This is a genomic window from Streptomyces sp. NPDC030222 (genome assembly GCF_055573115.1).
The window spans coordinates 84,516-108,715 of sequence record NZ_JBVICA010000008.1 but is presented as its reverse complement, the minus strand read 5'-3'; the positions used below and the strand labels follow the sequence as shown (position 1 = coordinate 108,715).

Here is a 24,200-nt window from a genome sequence, read left to right as displayed (position 1 = left end):
CTCCGCCGGTGGCCCGAGGGGTCCTAGGGAAGCTCCGCGAGGCACAGAGTGAAAGCGCTTCGGGTTACGACACCCCCTGCGGGACCGGCGTTGTGGTCGCCGCGAGTGTGGCGAGCCGGCCCATGAGGTCCGCGAACAGCCCGTCCTCGGGCTCGTCCACGATGATCCGCCGCATGACGTCGGCCATCTCGGGGTCGTACGCCGCGCTCACCGCGGTGAGCGCGGCGAAGTCGTGCACCAGCTGGACCTCCAGCTCCGCACGCGGCACGCGCCGTCCGTCGAGCCAGATCAGTGCGGTCGTCTCCGCGAGCGCCACCCAGGACCGCACGACCAACTCCAGCCGCGGCGAGGCCTTCTCGACGCCCAGGTGCGAGAGGATCTGCTCGTAGGCGGCCCGCCGCACCTCGTCGATCATCGCGCTGGCGCGCGTCGACCCGACGGACGGTCCGCCGCGCATCAACGCGGAGAATCCGGGGCCGTGCTCCTCGACGAAGTCGAAGAACCGTCCCATCACCCGCAACAACCGCGTCCCGAGCGGGCCTTCGTGCGGCTCGTCGAACCGTCCGGCCAGCTCGTCGGCGGCGCGGCGCAAGGCCGCCTCGTAGAGGTTCTGTTTTCCGGGGAAGTAGTGGTACACGAGCGGTCGCGAGATGCCCGCGGCCGCCGCGATCTCGTCGATCGACACGTCTTCCGGTGATCGCCGGCTGAACAACTCCAGCGCCACACCGATCAGCTGCTGCCTGCGTTCCTCGACGCCCATCCTGCGGCGCACTCCGGTCGTCATGCGAACACCCTACCGATCTCCGCGCACCGATCGAGAGTGCCTACCTGTGAGTAACTTTGCCCGTGTAACGCCCCGTCTAAGGAGAATGCGGTGGCCTCAGCTTCTTGCATCCGTAACTAATTGCATGCTGAATCCCGTCGCGTGCATCGACCAATTGTTCGTAATGTGCCCCCTTGCGGTTACGCACACGACCATCACAACTGTGAAGGGCCTGGGGAGGTCCTTAGGGGGACGGGGACAGTCATGCCTGCGCACAAGCGAAGAGCGGCGCGCGCGATTGCCGTGCTGCTCGGCGGAGCACTCGTGTCGGGGGTGATCCCCTCGCTCACATATACCGCGGACGCAGCGGACTCCGCTGCGGTTCCCGTGGGGACGGCCGCCGGAACACCGGAACAGAACGCCTCCGCGAAGGCCGCCGCGTCGGGCGAGCCGGTCGAGGTGACCGAGGCGCGCACCGAGTACGCGACCACGATGGCCAACCCCGACGGCACGTTCACCCTGACCCAGGCCACCACCCCCCGCCGCGCGAAGGCCGAGGACGGCACCTGGCGCGCCATCGACACCACTCTGGAGCGCCGCGCCGACGGCAGCGTCGGACCGAAGAACGCCGCAGTGGACCTGTCCTTCTCCGGCGGCGGCGAGGGCTCGAACCTCATCCGGCTCGGACACGACAAGGGCACCATGGCCCTCGCCTGGCCCGGCAGGCTGCCGAAGCCCCGGCTGTCCGGTGACACCGCCACCTACCCCGACGTCCTCAAGGGCGTCGACCTCCGGCTCACCGCCACCGGCGAGGGCTACCGCGAAGTGCTCGTCGTGCACTCCGCCGAGGCAGCCGCCAACCCGCAGCTGAACCAGGTGTCGCTCACCGCGACCGGTGACGGACTGCGGATCGTCCCGGGCGCCGGAGGCGGGATGCGCGCCGTCGACGACAACGGCAACGCCGTGTTCTCCGGCCCGGCGGGACAGATGTGGGACTCGGCCGGTGACGGCTCCGGTGACCAGGCGGGCCCCCGGCCGCAACTGCTACGCGGCGCCCCGGACTCCGCGGCCCCCGCCGGCACCGCCACCACGCCCCCCGACGCCGCCGCCGAGGCCGACTCGGCCCGCCCGGGCCACGGCGACGCCAAGGCCGACCTGCCGGTCGAGGTCGAGGACGACAAGGTGACCGTCCGGCCCGACGTCGGCCTGCTGCGCGGCAAGAAGACCGTCTACCCGGTCTTCATCGACCCGCCGATGGGCCTGGACCTCCAGGAACGCACCGTGCTCTCCTCGGACGGCGACCGCTTCTGGGACTTCGACGGCGACTACGGCGTCGGCAACTGCAGCGTGTGGGGCCCGTACTACTGCGACAAGAACCACACCAACCGGATGTACTTCGAGTTCGCGCCGACCAGTCTGGCCGGCAAGTACGTCCTGGACGCCACCTTCCGCGCATACGAGACGTGGTCGTTCACCTGCGACGCCCGGTGGGTCGACCTGTGGCGCACCGACAACATCTCCGAGGGCACCCGCTGGCCCGGCCCGAAGCTCCTCGACCTGATGGTCGACGTGAACGTCTCCGCCGGCCGGGGCTCCAACTGCTCCCCCGAGCAGCCCGACAAGTGGATCGAGTTCCACGACAACCGCTCCGAGAGCGACGAGAACCTGGTCGCCACCACCCGCGCCCTCGCCGACGGCAGGATCAGCCGGCTGACGCTGATGCTGAAGGCCAAGGACGAGAGCGACGCGTCCGCGTGGAAGCGCTTCGACGACAACGCGGAACTGCAGATCGTCTACATCGCCAAACCCGGCGTGCCGGGGCTGAGCGTGCAGGATGGAGACGGCGGGCACTGGGACTGCGCGAAGTCCGCGGGCGACCCGCAGATCGTGACCCGTGAGAAGCCGGTGTTCCAGGCGAGCGTCCAGACCCTCGTGGCACCCAGGAAGGTCGACGAGCGCGGATCGCTCCAGGCCTACTTCACCGTCCAGCGACAGGCCGCCGACGGCAAGTGGGTCAACACCTACAGCGCCAACCGGCCCGAGAGCGGCGGCGACCCCGACGGCACCGTCCAGAACCTCGCGATGACGAGCGCCGTCGACGGAACGCTGTACCGCGTCTCGGCGCTCACCCAGTCCCACTGGTGGTACGGCGGCAAGACCGGAAGCCTTTCGTCGCCCTACCACTACTGGTGCTACTTCAAGATCGACACCACAGCGCCGAAGGTACCGAAAATCACGGCGGGAAGCCCCTACACCGAGTGCACGGCGACCACCTGCGCAGGCGCCGGCGGACCGGGACAGGCAGGAAGATTCACGTTCGCACCCAACGCCGCGGACACCGACGTGGTCGCCTACCGCTGGTATCTCGTCGGACAGGGCCGCGCCCATGAGGTGCCGGCGGATCCCAAGACCCGTACAGCGACGGACAAGGGTGTGACACCCGCGCTGGCAGGACCAGTGACCCTGGTAGTCCAGGCCAAGGACCTCCGCGAACGCTGGGGGGCGGCAGCCTCGTTCGTCTTCAAGGTTCAGCCGAAGGCCGGCGCGGTCGGCCGCTGGCGCTTCGCCGACAAGCCGGCGGACCCGGCCACCGTCGTGACGAAGGACACCGCTGTGGAAGGCGTCCGCCACGATGCCACCCTGGCGGGCGGAGCAGGCTGGTCGACGGCGGGCCGCCGGGGGAGCGGCGACTACTCGCTCGGACTGGACAGCGCCAACCCGGCCAGGCAACAGGCCTACGCCCAGACGCCCTCTGCGCCGTTGAACACGGCCGAATCCTTCACCGTGTCCGCCTGGGTCTACCTGACGGACGCCACGTCGAACCGCGTGGTGCTCTCCGCGCCCGGCGCCAACGACTCGGCCTTGACGCTGTACTACTCCTCCGGGCACAAGCGGTGGGTCTTCAACCGCAGAGCCCAAGACGTCAAGGGAGGAGCAGAGGTCCTCTCCCTCGGGGACACCGCGAACCCGCCGACCCGCGTGTGGACGCACCTGGCCGGTGTCTTCGACACCAAGGGAGACACCAGCAAAGCCAACGACACCATCCAGCTGTTCGTCAACGGACGGCCGCAGGGCTCGCCCGTCGTCGCCTCGACGGCGGCACCCGCCTATGAACCGTGGATGTCGACGAACGGCCTCCAGATCGGCCGGGGCAAGCACGACGGCGCCTTCGGCGACTACTTCCGCGGCGCGATCGACGAGGTCGCCGTCTGGCAGGGGGTCCTGAACGAGGGGGAAGTCCGCACAGAGGCCGACAAGGCGGGGGAGGACACCCCCTCGGTCGCCCTGGTCGCGAACTGGGACGCCGGTGCCTTCACCGGCACGGAGATCAAGGACTCCAGCGGCTACGGCCGCCCGGCCCTCGCGTTGTCCGCCAGTGGCGCGCAGGCAGGCGACGATGCCCTGCTGCTCGACGGCACGAACGGCTACGCCTCGGCGGCCGGCCCGGTGATCGACGAGAAGGGCTCGTTCACCGTCACCGCACGGGTGCGGCTCGACAAGGCTGCACTGTCCGCCAAGCCGGTCGGCTACCGGGCGATGGTCTTCGGCCAGCCGACGGCAGCGGGCGGGGAATCGTCGTGGGCGCTGTGGGCGGAGAAGGTCGCTGCGGACGCCTATGTGTGGCGTTTCGGGCGTACGGCGGTCGACGGGGCCGGAAAGGTCGTCGACACGGCATCCGTCCCCTCCGAGGAGATGGCTGAGCCTGACACCTGGGTGCAGGTAACGGGTGTCTTCCAGGCCGGTGAGAAAGCCGAGGGTGGCGGTTTCGGCAAGACCCGCCTGTATGTGGGCCGCGCCGACCAGGCCCCCAGGGACAAGGCCGAGTTCCTGAATCCTGGCCAAGGTGCCGGTGCCCTGTCCGCGGGCCGCGGCTCCGCCGTCGGCAGCACTGGGCACCACCTGCCTGGTGCGCTTCAGGACCTCCGGATCTGGTCCGGCGCCATGTCCGACTACCAGGTCTGGTCCCACGTCCTCTCGCTCCCTCTGGCGCCCTAGCGGTGCGTGACGAGCCGGCCGGGTTCGACACCCGGCCGGCCGACTACCACCCCGCACCCGTACCCGCCTTGCATCCCCATGTTCCCGCGCGCCGCGCTTACCGACCCGACGGCGCAAAAGCATCGCGGCCTCGTCCGCATCTTTCAGGAGCCCACATGAATCGCTATGCCCCGGCGCCTCCGCCGGGTATCGGAAGAACCCTCACCGGCAGGACCAGACGCCGCATGCTTCAGCGCATCGCGTCGGTCACGGGTTTTGCCCTCCTGCCGGGACTGCTGACGCCCGTTGCTTTCGCGTCCGGCCCCGACCCCCTCGGCGCCCCCGACCTCCAACGTCACCGCGCCACCGCGGCGCACCCCTTCAAGCCCAAGCCCGACGCGAAGAGCGCCGCGGCCGCCGAGAAGGCCGCCAAGGCCAAGGCCGAGGCGGCCCGGCGCGCCGCCCGCCAGCAGGCCGTCTCCGTGACCTGGCCGACCGCAGGGACCGCCACCCTGACGCCGAGCAGCCGCCGCGCCGCCGAGGCCGCGCCCGGATTGCTGCCCGTCACCGTCGCGCCGAAGGCAAAGGCCGCCCGGACGACGAAGGCCGCCGGCTCCGTCACCGTCAGGGTCCTCGACCAGAAGCAGACCGCCGCGCTCGGTGTGAAGGGCGTCGTCCTCACCACGACCGGCCCCGCCGACGGCGGCACCGCACGCCTCGGCGTCGGATACCGTGACTTCGCCTCCGCCTACGGCGGCGACTGGGCCGGCCGGCTCCGACTCGAACGGCTGCCGGGCTGCGCCCTCACCCACCCCGAGCGGTCCGAGTGCCGCACCCGCGCCCCGCTCCCGTCCGCGAACGACCGCGGCGCGCAGCGCGTCGAGACCGACCTGTCCTTCGCGCCCAAGGCCCGTGGCGGCGGCGAGACCGCCGAGCCGATGGTCCTGGCGGTCGCCGCGGGTACCAAGTCCGGCGGCGGCGACTACAAGGCCACCCCGCTGTCCGCATCTTCCACCTGGGAGGCCGGCGGTTCGTCCGGCACGTTCACCTGGTCGTACCCGCTGCGCACCCCGTCGCCCGCGGCCGGCCCCCAGCCGGGTCTGTCGATCGCGTACGACTCGGGCAGCGTCGACGGCCGCACCGCCAACACCAACAACCAGGGCTCGGTCCTGGGCGAGGGCTTCGACATCACGTCGTCGTACGTGGAGCGGAAGTACGGCTCGTGTGACGACGACGGCCAGAAGGACAAGTTCGACCTGTGCTGGAAGTACGAGAACGCCTCTCTCGTCCTGAACGGCAAGGCCAGCGAACTCGTCAAGGACGACACCACCGGCAAGTGGCGCCTGAAGAACGACGACGCGTCCACCGTCACCCACTCCACCGGCGCCGAGAACGGCGACGACAACGGTGAGCACTGGACCGTCGTCACCGGCGACGGCACCAAGTACGTCTTCGGCCTGAACAAGCTCGACGGCGCCGGCGCCGCGGACCGCACCGAGTCCGTCTGGACCGTCCCCGTCTTCGGCGACGACTCCGGCGAGCCGGGCCACTCCGACGGCAGCAGCTTCTCCGGCCGCTCCAAGCAGCAGGCCTGGCGCTGGAACCTCGACTACGTCGTCGACACCCACGGCAACGCCATGACCTACTGGTACGAGGCCGAGGGCAACTACTACGACAAGCTCGGCGACGACGACACCGGCACCGCTTACCACCGCGGCGGACACCTCAGGGAGATCCGCTACGGCCAGCGCGCCGGCGCGCTCCTCACCGGCAGCCCCGCCGCCTCCCACAAGGTCACCTTCGGCTACACCGAGCGCTGCACCGCCTCCCACTGCTCCACCCTCACCGAGGACAACCGCGACAACTGGCCCGACGTGCCGTTCGACGCGGTGTGCGAGGCAGGGAAGAAGTGCACCGGCAACGCCGGCCCCAGCTTCTTCACCCGCAAGCGGATGACCTCCGTCACCACGCACGTCTGGGACGCGGCGACCGCCAAGACCTACGTACCGGTCGACGAGTGGCAGTTCAAGCAGGTGTACGTCGACCCGGGCGACACCGGTGACCACGCCGACCAGTCGCTGTGGCTCGACGAGATCCGCCACACCGGCAAGCGCGGCACCGCCATCACCCTCGACCCGGTCAAGCTGACCTCGGAGTTCCGGCCCAACCGCGTCGACGGCGCGTCCGACAACATCCTGCCGCTGAACAAGCCCCGCCTGAAGACCATCACGTCCGAGGCGGGCGCCCTCACCGTCGTCGACTACCAGCCCGCCGAGTGCGTGGCCGGGCAGACGATGCCCAAGGCCGACAGCAACACCCGCACCTGCTACCCCGTGTACTGGTCGCCCAACGGCGAGAAGGACCCGGTCCTGGACTGGTTCCAGAAGTACCCGGTCACAGGGGTCCGCACCAACGACACCCGCGGTGGCTCCGAGGCCGTCCAGCACACCTACCTCTACGAGGGCGGCGGCGCCTGGCACTACAACGACGACCCGATGACCAAGGAGAAGGAACGCACCTGGTCCATCTGGCGCGGCTTCGGCAAGGTCACGCACCTCACCGGTGTCTCCGGCGGCACGCAGTCCAAGGAGGTCACCGTCTACCTGCGCGGTATGCACGGCGACCGGGTCCTCGGGCCCGACGGCAAGCTCCCGGACCCGGACAAACGCAGGACGGTCCACGTCACGGGCCTGAAGGCGCCGCAGATGACCGACAGCGAGCAGTTCGCGGGCTTCACCCGTGAGTCGGTCACCTACAACGGCTCCCAGGAGGTCTCCGGCACGGTCAACTTCCCCTGGTCCAAGCGGACGGCGACCCAGCACAAGTCGTACGCCGACACCGAGGCGTACTTCGTGCGGACCGCCACGACCCAGGCGCGCACCAACATCACCACCGGCGGCACCGCTACCGACCGCACCCGGACCACCGTCACCACCTACGACGACTACGGCATGGCCGAGACCGTCGAGGACAAGGGTGACGACGCCGTCGCGGGCGACGAGAAGTGCACCCGGAACTGGTACGCCCGCAACGACGCGGCCGGCATCAACAACCTGGTCTCCCGTACGCGTACGGTCGCGAAGCCGTGCGCCACGGCCGACTCCGCGCTCGACCTGCCGGCCGACTCCACCCGGCCCGGCGACGTCGTGGCCGACACCGCCGCCGCGTACGACACCACCACGTGGTCCGCGGGCCAGAAGCCCACCAAGGGCGAGGCGTGGTGGACGGGCCGGGCCCAGGGATACGGCACGGACGACCAGCCGGTCTGGCAGAAGGTCGCCACGATGACGTACGACGCCCTCGGGCGTCCCCTCACGGTCAAGGACACGAAGGACACCACGACCGCCACCACGACGTACACGCCGGCCGGCACCGGTCCGCTGACGTCCACCTCGGTCGCGAACGCCGCCGGCCACACCACGTCCACGGCCCTCGACTTCGCAACCGGCGCGGCGCTGAAGACCACGGACCCCAACGGCAAGGTCACCGAGTCCGAATACGACGCCCTCGGTCGTGTCACCAAGGTGTGGCTGCCGAACAACCTCAAGATCCTCGGCAACACCGCGAGCCAGGTCTACGAGTACAGCGTCAAGAGCACCGCTCTCCCGTGGGTCGCCACGTCCGTCCTCAAGGGCGACGGCTCCGGATACCTCACCTCGTACGAGATCTACGACTCGCTGCTGCGGCCCCGCCAGACGCAGGCACCGTCGATCGCCGGTGGCCGGATCATCGCGCTGACCCAGTACGACGCGCGCGGCCTCGCCGTCTCGTCACAGGGTGACATCTGGGACGACAGGAACGCCCCGTCCGGGGTCCTCGCGGCGACCGACGGCGGCCAGGCGCCGGTCCAGACCGACACCACGTACGACGGTGCCGGCCGGGCGGTCAAGGCCGTCACCAAGCACCACAACGTCGTCCGCTGGACCACGGAGACGAAGTACACCGGTGACACGGTGACCGCGTCCGCCCCGGCGGGCGGCCAGGCCACGGCAGTCGTCACGGACGCGCTGGGCCGTACGACGGAGCGGCGCGAGTACGGCGGACCGCAGCCCGAGGGCAGCGACGTCACCAAGACGCGCTACACGTACACGCCGACGGACAAGCAGGCCACCGTCACCGGCCCGGACAACGCCAAGTGGTCTTACGCATACGACCTATTCGGCCGCCAGACCAGCGCCACCGACCCGGACAAGGGCACGTCCACCACGGCGTACAACGAGCTGGACCAGGCCGTCAGCGCCACTGATGCCCGCGGCCGGACGCTCATGTCGCTGTACGACCCCCTCGGCCGCAGGACCGGCGTGTGGGACGGCGCGCTGAGCAATGTCCGCAAGCTGGCCGGCTGGTCTTTCGACACCCTCGCCAAGGGACAGCAGGACACCGCCGAACGCTACGAGAACGGCATCAAGCAGGCCACCAGCAAGGCATACGTCCAGAAGGTCACCGCCTACGACCCGCTCTACCGAGTCAGGGAAAGCTTCCTTCAGTTGCCTGCCGGCGACCCGCTGGTGGCGGCCGGCGTCCCCCAAACGCTCAGCTTCTCCACCGGCTACAACCTCGACGGCACCGTGAAGCAGGCGAGCAGCCCTGGAGTGGCCGGCCTCCCCAGCGAGATGGTGGGCTACAAGTACGACTTCAAGGGCGTCGGAATCGTCCGCGGCCTGGAAGGCGCGACGGGCTATCTCCAGAACGGGTTGTACTCGCCGCTGGGTGAGCTCAACCGCCTCGACCTGGCGAACTCGCCGACCGCCAAGAAGCTCTACCTCTCTTACGAGTACGAGGAAGGCACGCGGCGACTGACCAAGTCCATGGTCACGTCCGACACGCACGCGTACGCGCTGCAGGACCTGGCCTTCAAGCAGGACGACGCCGGCAACGTCATGTCGGTCTTCGACGCGGCGACGCTGGGCGGCACCGGCAAGGCCGACAACCAGTGCTTCGCGTACGACGGGCACCGGCGCATGACGGAGGCCTGGACCCCGAAGACGGCGGACTGCGCGGCGAACGGCCGCACGGTGGCGAACCTCGCGGGGGCGGCGCCGTACTGGACGAGCTACAAGTACACGGCGTCCGGCCAGCGCGCGGAGGAGACGGAGCACACGGCCTCGGGCGACAAGCTCACCAAGTACACCTACGGTCCGGCCGCCAACCAGCCCCACACCCTCCTCAACACGACGGGTGCGAAGGCTGCGACGTACGCCTACGACAAGTCCGGCAACACGACGAGCCGTCCGGGCGCCACACAGGGTTCCCAGCAGACCCTGACGTGGAACACCGAGGGCAAGCTCGCCACCACGACGGACGCCTCGTCCGGCTCGTCCTACCTGTACGACGCGTCGGGTGAACTCCTCATCCGCCGCCCGACGACGGCGGACGGCGACACCGTCCTCTACCTGGGCGGCACGGAGGTCCGCCTCACTACGAAGGGCACCAGCAAGACCCTCACGGGCACCCGCTACTACACCGCCGCAGGCCAGACCATCGCCGTCCGCGCCGCCGGCAAGGTGTCCTTCCTCGCCGGTGACCACCACGGCACGTCCAGCCTCGCGGTCGACGCGTCGACCCTGGCGGTCACGAAGCGCTACACGACTCCGTTCGGCGCCCCCCGGGGCACGGCTCCGACGTCCTGGCCGGACGACAAGTCCTTCCTGGGCAAGCCGGCCGACAAGACGACGGGCCTGACCCATGTCGGTGCCCGCGAATACGACCCGGGCATCGGCCAGTTCATCAGCGTCGATCCGATCCTGAGCCTGGACCAGCACCAGTCCCTGAACGGCTACGCCTACGCCAACAATTCCCCGGTCACCTTCAGCGACCCGACCGGCCTGAAGCTCTTCGAAGGCAACGACACGGGAGGCTTCGACAGCGGCGGCCTGGGCGGCACGAACACCGTTCACCGACGGCCCGGCCAGAACGGCTCCGGCCACGGTTCCGGCGGCGGCGGCGGGGGCGGGGGCGGCGGCTCCCACGGTGGCGGCGGCGGAAGTGTCGGCGGCACTGGCGGCACAGCTGCCACCAACAGCAATGGCAGTACGGGCGGCTTCTGGGGCTGGGTGAGCGACTTCGGCTCCACCCTCAAGGACCAGACGGTCAACATGGGCAACGCCTTCGTAGACCACACCGTCAACAACGTCAGCAACCTCTGGAACTGCGTCACGGCCAACGGCACGTGCATGGAGACGCTCCAGACCGCCGTTGCCGCGAACCCGAGCCTCATGGCCATCTCAGCCGTACAGGGCCTCGGGGACAGAACCTACGAAGTCTACAAAGACTTCGACGAGGGGAGATCCGCACAGGGAACAGCCAAGATCACGTTCGACCTCGTCATCGCCGCCGCGACGCGAAGGATCGGTCCGAAGCCTGCGGGTGCCAGGCCTACCAAATGCAAGACCAGCAACAGCTTCGTGCCAGGAACCGCCGTTCTCATGGCCGACGGAACCTACAAGGCCATAGAAGACGTCCGCGTGGGCGACGAGGTGCTGGCCACCGACCCGGAAACCGGTGAGACGGCGGCCAAGACCGTCACCGCCGAGATCCTGGGCGAAGGCCTGAAGAACCTGGTCAAGATCACGGTGAGCACCGAAGAGGACGAGGGTGAACCTGCTCGGTCCAGCACCCTTACCGCCACGGACGGGCATCCCTTCTGGATCGCCTCCCTACGGAAGTGGGTCAAGGCCACCGACCTCAAGCCCGGCCAATGGCTCCGGACGAGCGCCGGAACGCACGTCCAGGTCAAAGCAGTCAAGCAATGGACCCAGACGGCCCGCGTCCACAACCTCACCGTCGCGGACATCCACACGTACTATGTGCTGGCGGGGGCCACCACCCCGATCCTCGTTCACAACTGCGGGGATGCCGGAAGTGATCTCCGCGCATTCGCGGATCTCAGCCGTCTGGGCCCTGGGAAAAACGAGGGCGCGGCAAGTGTTCTACTGACCCCTTCGGGACGTGCGTACTTTGACGTAAGTACGCGCAGGGTTGGAGAGGCAAGGCGGAGCCTCCCCCTTCCCCTTCGTAGGGTTCTAGATCAGACAGGCCATCACGGTGGTTGTGCCGAGATCGGATGTATCGCACAGGCGATGGAAGCCAGGGACCTAGTACGAGGGAGTAGTAGCTTGGCGGTTCTCCGCAAGCCATTCGATCACCCGCGATACAGGGACTTCGTTCCGGCTTGTGGATCGTGTCAACTCGTCATGGCAAGACTCCGAATCGCCGACCTATACCCAGGAAATGGGGCGCCGTAGTGGGTAGAGTTCTCAAGCGGTTGGCCGCAGTGCGCTGGGCCGACCTGTCGGACGCAACTGGCTCGGCAGGTGGTATTCCCGCTTTGCTTTCACGGGCAGCGTGGGCCGATGGGCCAGCTGCATGTGCGGCTGTAGATGAATTGTCCGACAGGGTCTGTGCGCTAGGTTTCGTAGTCTCTGAGGTCACGCCGGTCACGGTTCCGTTCCTTGTGGAACTGGCAGGTCACCCTGAGACGCAGTGTCGAGTGGAGGTGATTGACTTGATCACCTCGATTTACAGGACAACGCAGTGGGCAGATGCCTCGGCTGCGGCCGATCCGAGATATCGTTCAGCGTTTGAAGAGAAGGTTGCCTGGGAAGCGAGGGCCAAGGATGCGGTGCTAGCGCACAGGCAAGTCATCGAGGTTCTTGTGCGGGACGCAGACCGCGGAGTGGCAGCTGCCGCCAGTCGGCTTCTTTCGCTTCTATCGAGCTGCTGACGCGGGTGTCAAGGAGCCATAAATCAAATGGCGCCCGGTGCGGATATCTATCGCCTGCGACTGGTTGGCGTGTAGGTAGGAACTCGGCGGCCCCAGCGGATTCGTTTCCGGTGGGGCCCCGCTGGCAATGTTTGACGACAGTGGTTGGCGCGCATGACAAGTCGGCCTGCGCACGCCGACTACGTGCTCGCCGACTCCACCCCTGTCCTCCTCCACAATTACGGCGAAGTCCTCTCTGGGGAGGGTGCGGCATAACGGGTCTTCCGAGCGCCTTCTAGCGCGAGATGTAGCAGCCCAAAGAAGCCCCGCCGGATTCGGCTGGGGTTAGAGGTCCAGGACCAGCCGCTCGCCCCTGCATCGCGACACGCAGATGAGCATCGACTTCCCCCGCTCCCTCTCCGTCAACAGCCCGTCCCGGTGGTCGACTTCGCCCGCCAGGACGGGCTGTTGGCATGTTCCGCAGAAGCCCTGCTCGCAGGAGTAGGGGACGTTCGGGAGCTTTGCGCGGATCGCGGTGAGGACCGACTCGTCCGGGGCGACCGTGACCGTGATGCCCGAGCGGCGGAGTTCGACCTCGAAGGGGGTGTTGTCGCCGGAGGAGGTTGTGGGGGTGAAGCGTTCCAGGTGGAGGGTTGTGTGGGACGGGAGGAGGTCGGCGACCGCGTTCATCAAGCCGTTGGGGTCGCAGCAGTAGACCGCCGTGTCCTCGGGGGTGGAGGAGAGGAAGGGGGCGAGGTCGGGGAGGCCCGACTCGTCCTCGGGGGCGATGACGACACGGTTGCCGCCGAGTGCGTTCAGCTCCTTCAGGAACGGCATCGTCGCGCGGGAGCGGCCGCAGTACAGCAGGCGCCAGTTGTCGACCGCCCGCAGCATGGGGAGGATCGGCGTGATCCCGATGCCGCCCGCGACGAAGAGGTACGACGGAGCGTCGACGAGCGGGAAGCGGTTCCGAGGGGCGTGGACCTCGACCTCCATCGTCTCGTGGAGGTGGTCGTGGACCTCGCGGGAGCCGCCGCGGCCGTCCTTGATGAGGCGCGTCGCGATCGTGTAGGACGAGGCGTCGACGGGGTCGCCGCAGAGCGAGTACTGACGGATGAGGCCGGAGGGGAGGACCACGTCCACGTGCGCGCCGGGTGTCCAGGGCGGGAGCGGCTCGCCGTCCGGGGAGGAGAGACGGAGTTGGACCACGCCCTGCGCCGGGGTCGTCCGGGACGTGACCGTGAGGCGCAAAGGGCGCAAGGAGACCCGTCGGCCCTGGCCCGAGACCGGGGTTTCGAGGGCCGGCATCGGCCACAGCGGGGACCTCTCGATACGCCGCCGGATCGCCCGCTTCGCGAGCAGACCCGCACCCACGGCGGCAGCCGGAATCGTCACGCGGATCATCGGCGCCCCCCGTTCGCGGCCCGCGACGACGCGAGGTACGCGACCGCCTGGGCCGTGCTGCCCTCCTGGGAGGGGTGGTACGCCCGGCTCAGGTACCGCGGGATCGAGCGGATCACCGCCCTTGTGGAAGGGAGGACGCCGCTGTGGCCCGCGCGGTAGAACTGGCCCACCGACGCCCTGCCGTCCGTCAGCGAAGGGTCGTTCTCCATGAAGAAGCGCGCGCCCCGCTGCCAGAGGAAGACGAGCGTGGAGAACGCCGTCGCCCAGGTCCGCACCCGGCGCCGGTAGCCGCCGTCGACGTGCATGAACAGGTCGAAGGCCACCGCCCCGTGCTCGACCTCCTCCGCGCCGTGCCAGCGCAGCATGTCCAGCATCATGGGGTCGGCGCCGCGCCGGTCCAGTTCCTCGGCGTTCAGGATCCAGTCGCCGAGGAATGCCGTGTAGTGCTCGATCGCCGCGATCAGGGCGACCCGTTCCATGAGCCACCAGTGCCGGGCCCGGCCCGGTGGCAGGGTGCGGTCGCCGAGGAGCTTCTCGAAGAGCCAGTCGACCTGGGCGGTGTAGGGGGTCGGGTCTAGGCCGAGCCGCTTCAGATGGGGCAGTACCTCGTCGTGGGCCTGGGAGTGAACTGCTTCCTGGCCGATGAAGCCGATGACGTCCTCGCGCAGCCGGTCGTCGCGTATGAGTGGCAGGACCTGCTTGTAGACGTGCACGAACCAGCGTTCACCAGCAGGTAGCAGCAGGTGCAGCACATTCATCGTGTGGGTGGCGAACGGCTCGCCGGGCACCCAGTGGAGCGGGGTGTCGTCCCAGTCGAAGGCGACCTTGCGGGCCTTGAGCGGTATCCGCTCGGACAGCACGGGCGCAGGCTGCTTATTAGACATGGTGTCAATGTACTGACGAGTACCCGTCATGCAACAGGCCCGCGCGGCACAAACTCATCGCACGTGGCCTCACTTCAGGGCGTCGACCCGTGTGCCGTCCCGCAAACGGCCGTGCAGGTCCGCCCGCGCTCCGGCCGTGGCGGGCACTGCGAGGGTCCGGCCGCGGGCCGAGGCCCGGACGCCGCCCGTGACCGTCAGGGACGCGAAACGGTCGCTGCCCGCCGCGACGGCGTACCACGTTCCCGACGGAGCCTTCCACAGCACGCCCGCCAGCACCCGGGGATCGCGCACCCCGCACGCGGCCGAGTTCACGGACCGCGCCGCTACCGCCGCCGCCTTGTCCGAGGCTGCCCGGAAGTGCGCCAGCGCCCGGCTGCCGGGGCCCCTCCACGTCTCGGCCCGGGTGCAGGTCCACTCCGCGCGGCCGTGCGACTCGGGGAGTTTCTGCTCCGCGTACGCCCATGTGTTGACGCTGCGCACACCGCGGGCCCGTAACTCCGCAAGGGTCGAGCAGGCGACCCGGGACCAAGCCGTCCGTGCCGCCGGGGCCGAAGGGGCGGACGGTGCCGAGGGCGGGCCGGACGTCAGACGGGCCGGGGGGAGTTCACCGAGGTCCGCCAGCGGCGAGCCGTCGGCGACCAGCACGTCCCAGGACCGGCAGTCCCCGGCCGCCGCCGACGAGGCGGGTCCGCGCAGCGGTCCCGTGACCCCGTCGCGGGCGCGGGGCAGCGGGCGGGCCTCGCCGTCCGCGGCGAGCAGGTCCCGTGCGGAGACGGACCGTACCCATGGGGCCGTCAGATAGCGGACGTTGCCGTCGACCCGGCTCACGGCCACCGCCGCCGACGCGGCCTGGTCCGCGCCGTCGACCCGGGCGAAGTCCAGGGCGGCGCCCGCCGCTCCCTCGGCCGGTTCGGCGTACCGGACGATCCTCAGGCCGTCGAAGAGCAGCACCACCCGCGCCCCGTCGACCACGCCCGCGTACAGCAGTTGCGACGGGCCCATGGGCGGGCCGGACGGGGTGCCGGGCGTCGCCGACACCCGCACGGACTCACCGGGCCGGGCCCATACGGCGAGGGCGCGGCGCAGCAGCCCGGTGTCGCCGGTCAGGCCGCCGCGGGCCGGCCAGGCCGAGAAGTCGGTGCGGGCCGAGCTCCGCCACGCCGTGGGGTCCACCCGCTGGAGCCGGCCCGGGTCGAGGGCCGCCTCGACGGTGGGATTGCGGACGTACCCCGGCGCCGCCGCTCCCTCCGGCGCCCATCCGCGGCCCCCGGGGAGGCCGAGCAGCGCCCCGCACACCAGCAGCGCGGCGACCCCCGCGAGCGCCGCCCTGCCGTGCTGGCGCCGGCGCAGCAGGTCCGGCGGCCGGGCCTGGAGGGAACACGGGTCGAACTCGCCGGACTCCAGCAGTTCGTACGAGCCCTTCACCCCGTCCGCCTCCGTGAGCGCCGCCGCCGGATCGTCGACACCCGCGGCGGCGAGCACCCGCCGCGCTCCGGCGTCGGACAGACCCTCCAGGCCGCGGAGGGCGTAGGCGGCCCGGCCGGGGCCGGAGAGCGCCGACAGCCGCTGGTCGAGGGCGAGCTCGTCGGCCCCTCCGGAACGGGGGAAGAGCCGCAGCCCCCACACCCGGGGCAGCAGCGGCGGCAGATGTGCCCGGCGCGGCAGGCCGCCGCGGCCCGGCAGCGGCACACCCGTGCCCAGTGCGGAACGCAGCACCCGTTCGCGTATGAACTCGTACGCCGGGGACGTCGTCGGGGTCCGTCCGCGCGGCAGCGACCGCTGCACCAGCGAATGGGCGGTGAGCACACGGCGATTGCGCCCGAGGGACGGCGGAAGCACGAGATGGGCGAGCCGTACGAGTCGTGGATAGTGCTCCACGAGCGCGGCCTCGGCCTGCTCCACGTCGACGGATGCGGGGCAGACGTCCTGGGTGCGGATGCTCACGTTCAGCAGAACGAGCGAATCGTCTGATGGTCACTTCGGGATGGGGCGGTGGTTCGGCCGACGGCGCGCGGCTCCCAGCGCACAGAGGTGCCGCCACGTCCACGCGGCGACGCTTCACCGCGGCAGTACCGGTGTCTTCGCCGTCGCGTCTCGGCCCCGTGCTCGGTGCGGCTGGGGCGGCACCCTCAACCGACGGGACCGGAGACGAGAGCGTTCGACGGGCCCGGAGGCGAGGGCCCGGCGGCATCCTCCGCGCGGCACCGCCGGCCCCGTGCGCCACCCCGCTCAGTGCCCCGCGAACAGCTTCACGAAGACGACGAGCAAGCCGATGGCGGTGTCCAGCAGACCCGCGACGAAGGCGGCCAGCAGGCCGCTCCCCATCCGCCGTCCGGACACGAAGCCCCACAGGAACAGCGTGGCGATCTCCACGCCTGCCGCGGTGAGCAGGGCGGTAGCCAGTTCCATGAGACCGAGCGCCGAGAGGACGATGAGCAGCAGGGGGCCGATCGCGGTGAGGAGCAGAGGACTGGTGACGTGCAGCAGTTGTCGCCATTCGGCGAGCGTGGCCGCGCGCTCGCGGACGGCCCGGTGGGCCTGCTCGTCGGCGACCAGTACGGCGAGCCACAGGCCGATCGCCGTCACGGCCACGGCAGCGCCGGCGTCCACGTGGTCGGTGGTGCCGTCCTCGGCGAGGGCGACCACGACGGCGGTCAGGCTGAACGTGGCGTAGATGCGTTCCTTGAGCCGTTCCGCCACCGTCTCCAGCTCTGCGGGCAGGCCTGCCCGGCTGACCGGGCTCACCGGTCAGCCTCCGCTCCGGTGAGGCGCCGGCGGAGGCGCGCCACCACGTCGTCCGGGACCCGGAGGCCGTCGTGGACGTACCGTTCCATGGAGCCGTAGTGCTCGTCGACCGCTTCCAGGCCGGCGGCCAGGTACTCGGGGACGACGCCGATCACGGCGAGCGCCGTGTCGGGATCGCCGCCCTGCGCGATGAAGCCCTCGATGAGCGGGGCGAAGGCCTGCCGGACTCCGGGGTTGACGGACAGGTACTCGTGCTCGATCGTCCTGGCGTCCGCGCCGAGCAGCGTCAGGAGGACGGCCACGGCCCAGCCGGTGCGGTCCTTGCCGGCCGTGCAGTGGAGCAGCAGCGGCCCCGCTCCCGGGGCGCCCAGTTCCAGGAGCAGCGTCCGGTAGGCCGATTGCGCGGACGTGGTGGTGACGAACGCGCGGTACGTCTCCATGAACAGTTCCTGTGCCCTGCCGCCGCCCAGCAGCTGCTCCGTCACCGCGGGGTCGGCGAGCACCTGTTTGATACGGGCGGCGGCGGACAGGGCGCCGGACGCGACCGTGTCGGCGAGGACGTCGGCGACGACGTGCCGGATGCCGTCGGGCAGCCTGTCGGGCCGTTCGGTCCGTTCCCGTTCGGTGCGCAGGTCCACGACCGTCCGCAGGCCGAGGTCTGCGACGGCCGGGTCGGTCTCGGGGGCGAACCGGTCGAGCAGACCCGCGCGGAACACCAGCCCCGGGCGTACGGCGGCACCCGCCCCCAGCGGAATGCCGCCGAGGTCCCGCAGATTGGCGACGGACGTGGCGGGGATCGCGGTCATGACAGGCGACTCCTGGGCGTTCTGTACCGGTTCGGTATGGAACGGTAGTCCACCGGGAGGCGAAGTCGGGCCGCGCGGGACGTGGTGTCAGGGGCGTGCCGGATGCCGGGAGGTGTGGGGCCATGGGACGTGCCGGATGCCGGGGGGTGTGGCGACGGGCGTGCCGCGCGTCGGGGACGTCACGTCCGGGCCGCCTGCCAGAGGCGTACCGCGCGAAGGCGGGGGAGCGCCGCGGAAAGAACGCGGCGTGCCGCACGAGGACCAGGACGTGCCGCAAGTGCGGCACCCGCCGCCCCGCCCAGTACCAGCGCCGCCAGATGGCCCGCGTCGGTGAACGTGCGCCCGCGGGACAGCAGGGGCCGCGCCCCCGCCGCGAGCAGTCCGACGCGAACCAGGAGCCGTAGTCGGCCGGCGGGCAGTGCGGCGGTGAGCGCGCCCAGCACCGCGTAACCGCCGTAGCTGATGCCCACGTCGACGGCGCCACAGGTCTCCGGGGACGGTTTCCCGGCCCGCAGCCCGCCGTAGACGAGGAGCGTCGCCCCCGCGTGCCCCAGCAGGAACACCCCGGCCGCCCACCACGCGCCGTACGCGTACTCGGCGTATCCCAGGACCGCGAGGAGCAGTAGGGCGTAGGGCAGGCTCATCGGCTCCTCGACCACCAGGGCGCTGGTGACCAGCGTGTCCCACCGCCCGGCCGTCAGTTGCCGGACGTTGGTGGAGCAGGTGTGCAGCACGCGGTCCCGCAGGTCGGGTGAACGCTCCAGGGCGTACGCGCCGAGCTGTACGGCTCCCAGGTAGGCGGGCGCGATCCAGGGGATGCCGTTCATCTGCGGGTGCGGGTCCATCGGGTGCCGTGCCTCCGGTTTTCGTAACACTGCGTCGTCGTCACAACGGCTCGAGTGATGTCCGGGTTCCCCCGGCGGGAGCCGGAACGAGACGCAAGGATGGGGGCATGCGAACGCGAACCGGAGCTGTTGCCTCCGCACTGGTACTTGCCCTCTCCCTCGCCGCCTGCGATGCCGCGGACGGCTCGAAGGCCTCGCCCGGCGCGCCGCCCGCAGAGGCGACTGGCAGCCTTGAGGAGATCGCGGCCAAGGCCGATTGCAAACCCGATCTGCAGACCGATGCCAAGGAGATACGTCAGGCCAACTGCAAGACGGGGGACGGCCGTTTCGTGCTGGCCACCTTCGCCACGGACCGTGGTCAGCGGGAGTGGCTGAACGCGGCGAAGGACTACGGCGGCACCTACCTGGTGGGCCGTATGTGGGTCGCGGTCGGCGACGAGAAGGTGGTCACAGCACTGCGCGGCCGGCTCGGGGGGGCGGTGGAGACCGGTTCCTCGCACCACCAGGGAACTGGTGGGAGTGGGGGGCACGAGGAGGGACACACCGGTCACCACGGGAGCTGACCGCGCAGAGTACTGGAGGGTGGGAGCAACTGCCTCAGCGGCAGTTGCGACCCGTGTTGATGCAGTTGACCATCTTGTTCATCAGGTTCTGGTCGAACACGTTGATGAAGTCGCCGTGGTCGGTGGAGGGCTTGTGCAGCTGCTCGGGGAACGAGTCGACCGCGAAGCCGGGGCCGGGCGGGACGTCGTAGACGATCCGCTGCACCAGCTGCGGAATGGCCTTGAAGCCCTGCTTGCAGTTGCCGTTGGCGTCGGCGAAGTCGACGTGCGTGCGGTGGTTGGCGCTGTCGATGTTCTGGCCGTCCCAGCAGCTCTGGAACTTGAACGTACGGACCACCTGGCTGCCCTGCGGGCAGATCGGGTACTTGTCCTTCAGCTGCCGGTTCTCGAAGCCGGTGCAGCTCCACGACGCGTTCTGGTTCTTGGGGCCGTTCACGAAGGCCTTCGCGTCACCGGTGATGATGCGCAGGAGTCTCGGCATCGCGGTGACCTTGGACTTCGGGCTGCCCACGAACTTCATCGTGACCTGGCTCGGCGTCTGGATCTCGCCGACGTTGCCTTCCTTGCCGCCGCCGTCCGCGTTGGCGTCGGCCTCGTTCTTGCCGTTCTGCAGTCGCAGCACCGGCCAGAAGTAGGAGGACTTGTCACCCTGGTTCTGGCAGGTGGTCCGCCCGTTGGCGAGGTCCTGGTCGCTCGCGAAGGCGTTGTTGGCCTGGTTGCCCACATAGTCGTGCATGTGGTGGGCGCCGTTGCTGACGCCGGGGGCCACGATCACGTTGTCCGAGTTGAACAGGCCGTTCTGGTTCGTTCCGCAGGACGTGCTGAACGTGCCGACGGAGGCGTTGCGGCCCTTCCGGGGGTTCCTGACGTTGGGCTGGACCGTGGTGATGTCGACGAAGTCGGACGCCACGGGGCCGTTGCCCGCCTGACCGCCGTTGTTGCCCTGGTTCTGGCCGTTGTTCTGGCCGCCGTTGTTCTGGCCGCCCTGGTTCTGGCCGTCGCCCGCCTGACCGCCGTTGTTCTGACCGGCCTGGTTCTGGCCGTCGCCGGCCTGGCCGCCGTTGTTCTGGCCGGCCTGGTTGTTGCCGCCCTGCTGGCCGTTGTCACCGGCGGCCAGGGTGCAGGGTGCCGCCTGCGTCATGCTGCGCGGCTCGTTGCCGCCCGCCTGCCTGATCACGATGCGGATGCGCTTGATGCTCGCCTCGCGCTTGCTCTTCAGCGGATTCAGGATCACGTTCACCACGTACGTACGGTCCCGTGCGATCTGCTGCTTGGACTCGGCGAGCTTCTTGTAGGCATCGGTGATCTGCGTGTCCATGGCGGCCAGTTCCCGGTCGACGGACGCCTTTGCGCCGGTCGGGACCTTGGACAGTTCGTCGGCCGCTTCGGGGCAGTCGATGGTCGACATCGTCTGGGCCGCGTTCTGGTTCCAGCCCCAGCCCTTGTTCTGCTGTTGCTGCCCTTCGTCAGCGGAGGCATAGACGTTGACAGCGATCAGTCCGCCCCCACCCAGAACCAGTGCGGCCGAGGCGGCGATCGCCTTTCCGGCCAGTGTGGAGCGTTTTCTAGATGTGCGTCGCAATGGAACTCCTCAGCTTCGTGGGGGCGGTTGAAGCGCGCCGTTCCATACGGAAGTGATTCACGAGCCGTTCAAACCCTCGCGGGATTCGTAGATATCTCCGGACGCAAACCGGGCCGTACCCCGTCCTTGTGGTGGAGGGAGGGACCGGCCGGACATGCGGGACCCTACCGCCCTCCACGGCCCAGGCGGGCGAGGGCCGCCGGGACGCGCGGGTCGGCTCGAACGAAGGGGTGTCTTCAGCCACCGTGCGGCCGACGACGGCGAGTCGGACGGCGGCAGCGGAGTGGAACGGAGCCGGAACGAAACCACGACGGAACCAGCCGTGGGTTCGGGAACTTCGATGGCGGAACCGGCCGATTCGATGGCGCGGCCGCCCGCAGGCTTGCCCTGCGCACGGCGGGCACGAGCCGTGAGACGCCATGGTCGTACCGCCCGCCGAACCGCCCGGCCGGTACCCGACGGTGGCGCGCGCCTACCCATGGACACTCCCCGGCACTCTGAAGCCGTGGCACGATGTGCCGACCATGACGCATACCCGATCGCCGATACGCGCTCTCCGCGCCGCGCTGTTCGCGGCGGTTTGCGTCATGTCCGCTGCTCTGGGGCATGCGTTGGTATCCGGCCACTCCATGTCCCGCCCCCTGCTGCTGCTCGCCGCTTTCGCCGGCGTGGCGGCGCCGGCGTGGGCCGCGGGCGGCCGCCGGCGCGGCACCTTCGCCGTCGTGGGCGGTCTCCTCGCGGTCCAGGGCGTACTGCACCTCCTCTTCGCGGCATCGGACACCGCAGAGAGCGCGGGTACGGGCATCGCGGACGTCGTCGGTGCGACAGGGATACACGGCCTGACGATCACGGCCGGGACGGACCACACCGGTATGACGGCGGCGGTGACGACGACATCCCCGGCGGGGCACGACGCAGCCGCCATGACCGCCGCGCACCTCGCCGCCGCCGTGGTCTGCGCGCTGTGGGTCGCCAGGGGCGAGGCCGCCTTCTTCCGGCTGGGCGACGCCGTCGCCGCCCTCGCCTTCACGCCACTGCGCCTGCTCCTCGCCGTCACCGCCGTGCCGGAGCTTCCGCGCCCGGTGCGCAGGGCGCGGCCCCGGGCCGCCCGCCCGCACTGCGTCGTCCTCGCCCACGCCGTGTCCCGACGCGGTCCGCCCTGGTCCGTCGCACCCCGCACCACGGCCTCCGGAGCGAACGTCTGACCCGGGGGCCGCAGTCCCCATGTCTTTCGCCGACTCCAGAGGACACGCATGTCCATTTCCGCCCCCGACCAGGGCACATCGAAGACCCCGGACGCGCCCGACACCCCCGACACCCCGGGCACCCCGGGCACACCGTCCGCACCGGACGTATCCGACTCCCCGCAGACCGCCGACTCCCCGAAGACTGCCGGCACCCCGGACACCCCCGACGCCAAGGGCATCGCGAAGGCCGGCGGATGGAGCGCCCTGCGCCCCCTGGTGCTCCGGCTCCACTTCTACGCGGGCGTCCTCATCGCCCCGCTGATGCTGATAGCCGCCGTCAGCGGGCTGTTCTACGCCTTCTCCTTCCAGGCGGAGAAGATCCTCTACAGCCATGAGCTGACGACCGAGGTGGGCGACAGCACCGTCCCGCTCGGCTTGCAGGTCGACGCCGCCCGCAAGGCCCACCCCGACGGCACGGTGACCGCCGTGTGGCCCTCGCCGGAGGAGGGCGCGACCACCAGGGTCCTGATGGAGAGTCCGCAGGTGGCCGAGGGCAAGAACCTCACCGTGTTCGTCGACCCGTACACCGGCCGGGTGCGCGGGGAACTGGAGACCTCCGGTGACGCGCTGCCGCTGCGCTCCTGGCTGTCGGGGCTGCACGGGAACATGAACCTCGGCGAGACCGGCCGGATCTACAGCGAGCTGGCCGCCAGCTGGATGTGGGTCGTGGCCCTCGGCGGCGTGCTCCTGTGGATCGGGCGCCGCCGGGCGAGCCGCAAGGCACTGTTCCTGCCGGACCGAGCCGCCACCGGCCGCCGGAAGACGCTCTCCTGGCACGGCACCGTCGGTCTGTGGGCCACCATCGGTCTGCTCGTCCTCTCCGCCACCGGTCTGACCTGGTCGACGTACGCCGGCGCGAAGATCGACGAAGTGCAGAGCCGGCTCGGCGGAGCCACCCCGTCCGTGTCCGCCACCCTGGGCGGCGGCGACTCGGGCGGCGGCCACGAGGGACACGGCGCCGGGCACGGCGGCCGGGCCAAGCCCGCCACCGGCCCGGACGTCGGCATCGACAAGGTCGTCGAGGCGGCCCGCAGCGAGGGCGTCGTCGAGCAGCTCCAGATCACCCTGCCCGCCGAGGGCAAGGGTTACGTGGTCAAGGAGCGCGACCGGCAGTTCCCGGTCCACTTCGACTCCGTGGCCGTCGACCCGGCCGACGGCCGGGTCATGGACACCCTGCGGTTCGCGGACTACCCGTTGCTCGCCAAGCTGACCCGGTTCGGCATCGACGTCCACATGGGTTACACCTTCGGCCTCGTCAACCAGCTCGCCCTCGCGGCCCTCGCCATCGCGCTGATCTTCCTCATCGTCTGGGGCTACCGCATGTGGTGGCTGCGCAGGCCGACGAAGGACCGCAGGCTGAGCGCGGGCCGGCCGATGCCGCGCGGTGCCTGGCGCAAGGTGCCGCTGCCCGTCCTGCTGCCGCTGGCCGCGGTGACGGCCGTGGTGGGCTGGTTCGTTCCGCTGCTGGGCATCAGCCTGCTGGTGTTCCTGGCCGTCGACATCGTCCTCGGCGTGGTCGCCCGTTCCCGTTCCCGGGCGGGTTCCGCGGCCTAGTCCCCGCCCTCGGGGCCGGGGGGGGGGGGGGGGGGGGGAGGGGGGAGAGGAAAGAGCCGGTTGTTTATGGGGGTTTGTTGGTCCCCCCAATAAGAGCTGTTGCGATTGGTTGGGTGGTTTAGGTCGTCAC

General features: G+C 70.1%; 13 protein-coding genes. 5 read left to right on the top strand and 8 right to left on the bottom strand.

Translation table 11 applies throughout. From position 1 onward, the window contains the following. Positions 1-64: 64 nt before the first annotated feature. Complete coding sequence (locus ACZ4Z5_RS14525; RefSeq protein ID WP_468261722.1) at positions 65-784, bottom strand: TetR/AcrR family transcriptional regulator; 720 nt, start codon at positions 782-784, stop codon at positions 65-67. 243 nt (positions 785-1,027) lie between these two features. On the opposite strand from ACZ4Z5_RS14525, the gene ACZ4Z5_RS14520 reads away from it, so the two are divergent. Together ACZ4Z5_RS14520 and ACZ4Z5_RS14515 are read left to right on the top strand one after the other, a co-directional pair. Beyond that, the gene (locus ACZ4Z5_RS14520; protein WP_468261719.1) at positions 1,028-4,759 is read left to right on the top strand and encodes a laminin G domain-containing protein; all 3,732 of its coding nucleotides are present in this window, start codon (positions 1,028-1,030) and stop codon (positions 4,757-4,759) included. A gap of 155 nt (positions 4,760-4,914) precedes the next feature. Then, entirely contained in the window at positions 4,915-11,982 is a 7,068-nt protein-coding gene (locus ACZ4Z5_RS14515; RefSeq protein ID WP_468261717.1) for a polymorphic toxin-type HINT domain-containing protein, read from the top strand. A gap of 803 nt (positions 11,983-12,785) precedes the next feature. On the opposite strand, the gene ACZ4Z5_RS14510 is transcribed toward ACZ4Z5_RS14515, so the two are convergent. The 6 genes from ACZ4Z5_RS14510 to ACZ4Z5_RS14485 form a co-directional block, all read right to left on the bottom strand. Continuing rightward, positions 12,786-13,844: a PDR/VanB family oxidoreductase gene (locus ACZ4Z5_RS14510; RefSeq protein ID WP_468261715.1), complete on the bottom strand. Its 1,059-nt coding sequence runs from the start codon at positions 13,842-13,844 to the stop codon at positions 12,786-12,788. Beyond that, positions 13,841-14,728 (bottom strand): metal-dependent hydrolase, encoded by an 888-nt coding sequence (locus tag ACZ4Z5_RS14505; RefSeq protein WP_468261712.1) that lies wholly within the window; start codon positions 14,726-14,728, stop codon positions 13,841-13,843. The genes ACZ4Z5_RS14510 and ACZ4Z5_RS14505 overlap by 4 nt, the downstream gene beginning before the upstream one ends. A 69-nt stretch (positions 14,729-14,797) precedes the next feature. Continuing rightward, positions 14,798-16,666 carry a hypothetical protein gene (locus tag ACZ4Z5_RS14500; RefSeq protein ID WP_468262048.1) on the bottom strand — a complete coding sequence of 623 codons (1,869 nt, stop codon included), beginning with the start codon at positions 16,664-16,666 and terminating at the stop codon, positions 14,798-14,800. 291 nt (positions 16,667-16,957) lie between these two features. Next, on the bottom strand, positions 16,958-17,473 hold the full coding sequence (locus ACZ4Z5_RS14495) for a hypothetical protein (RefSeq protein ID WP_468261710.1): 516 nt from the start codon (positions 17,471-17,473) through the stop codon (positions 16,958-16,960). Next, positions 17,470-18,279 carry a tyrosine-protein phosphatase gene (locus ACZ4Z5_RS14490; protein ID WP_468261707.1) on the bottom strand — a complete coding sequence of 270 codons (810 nt, stop codon included), beginning with the start codon at positions 18,277-18,279 and terminating at the stop codon, positions 17,470-17,472. Before ACZ4Z5_RS14490 ends, ACZ4Z5_RS14495 begins: the two co-directional genes overlap by 4 nt. A gap of 179 nt (positions 18,280-18,458) precedes the next feature. After that, entirely contained in the window at positions 18,459-19,124 is a 666-nt protein-coding gene (locus tag ACZ4Z5_RS14485) for a rhomboid-like protein (RefSeq protein WP_468261705.1), read from the bottom strand. Positions 19,125-19,231: 107 nt separating this feature from the next. Here ACZ4Z5_RS14485 and ACZ4Z5_RS14480 point away from each other — a divergent pair, with 107 nt between their 5' ends. Beyond that, a complete protein-coding gene (locus ACZ4Z5_RS14480) occupies positions 19,232-19,687 on the top strand; it encodes a hypothetical protein (RefSeq protein ID WP_468261702.1) in 456 nt (151 codons plus the stop codon). A 34-nt stretch (positions 19,688-19,721) separates the two neighbouring features. Here the strand turns inward: ACZ4Z5_RS14480 and ACZ4Z5_RS14475 are convergent, their stop codons facing one another. Beyond that, on the bottom strand, positions 19,722-21,269 hold the full coding sequence (locus ACZ4Z5_RS14475) for a DUF1996 domain-containing protein (protein WP_468261700.1): 1,548 nt from the start codon (positions 21,267-21,269) through the stop codon (positions 19,722-19,724). Positions 21,270-21,793: 524 nt separating this feature from the next. Here ACZ4Z5_RS14475 and ACZ4Z5_RS14470 point away from each other — a divergent pair. Then, the gene (locus ACZ4Z5_RS14470) at positions 21,794-22,474 is read left to right on the top strand and encodes a hypothetical protein (RefSeq protein ID WP_468261697.1); all 681 of its coding nucleotides are present in this window, start codon (positions 21,794-21,796) and stop codon (positions 22,472-22,474) included. A 48-nt stretch (positions 22,475-22,522) separates the two neighbouring features. Beyond that, positions 22,523-24,070, top strand: coding sequence for a PepSY-associated TM helix domain-containing protein (locus ACZ4Z5_RS14465; RefSeq protein WP_468261695.1), 1,548 nt, complete (start codon positions 22,523-22,525; stop codon positions 24,068-24,070). The last annotated feature ends 130 nt before the right edge of the window (positions 24,071-24,200 follow it).